The sequence below is a fragment of the Curtobacterium sp. VKM Ac-2865 genome (genome assembly GCF_015350905.1).
Taxonomy (GTDB): domain Bacteria; phylum Actinomycetota; class Actinomycetes; order Actinomycetales; family Microbacteriaceae; genus Curtobacterium.
Genome location: NZ_JADKRZ010000014.1, coordinates 1 through 462 on the forward strand (window position 1 = coordinate 1; position 462 = coordinate 462).

Consider the following 462-nt stretch of genomic DNA (forward strand, 5'->3'; position numbering starts at 1 on the left):
CACCATGCGCAAGATCACCAAGACCACGGTCTCCCTCGCCGCCGCTGGCGCGATCATCCTCACCGGTGCCGGGTTCGGCGTCTCCGCCGCGCAGGCCACCCCGACCATCCACACGGTCGCCTCGTCCTCCTCCAAGATCCCCGCCCCGGTCGCATCGGTGCCCGAGGTCCTCGGCGGCGACACCTCCGTCGCCCTCGACAAGGGCTTCACCGACGCCCTCACCTCCCTCAAGCTCACCCCCGGCGTCTCCGGCACCGCGAAGCTCGCCGACGGCGCCGTGTCGTTCCCGATCACCGCCGGGTCGGTCACGTACTGGAGCCCGGACGGCAACTACCGCCCCTACGTGCAGGGCCTGCTCAACCACGACGACTCGGGTCTGACCCTCAAGGCCGGCGACACCACCGTCACGCTGGAGAACTTCGTCGTGAACCCCGGCTCCTCCAAGCTCTACGGCGACGTCCT

1 protein-coding gene is annotated in these 462 nt (G+C 69.9%); it reads left to right on the forward strand.

Going from position 1 to position 462, the window contains the following annotated elements:
* A partial coding sequence (locus ITJ54_RS17715) for a hypothetical protein (protein WP_194630617.1) occupies nt 1-462 on the forward strand: 462 nt, incomplete at both ends.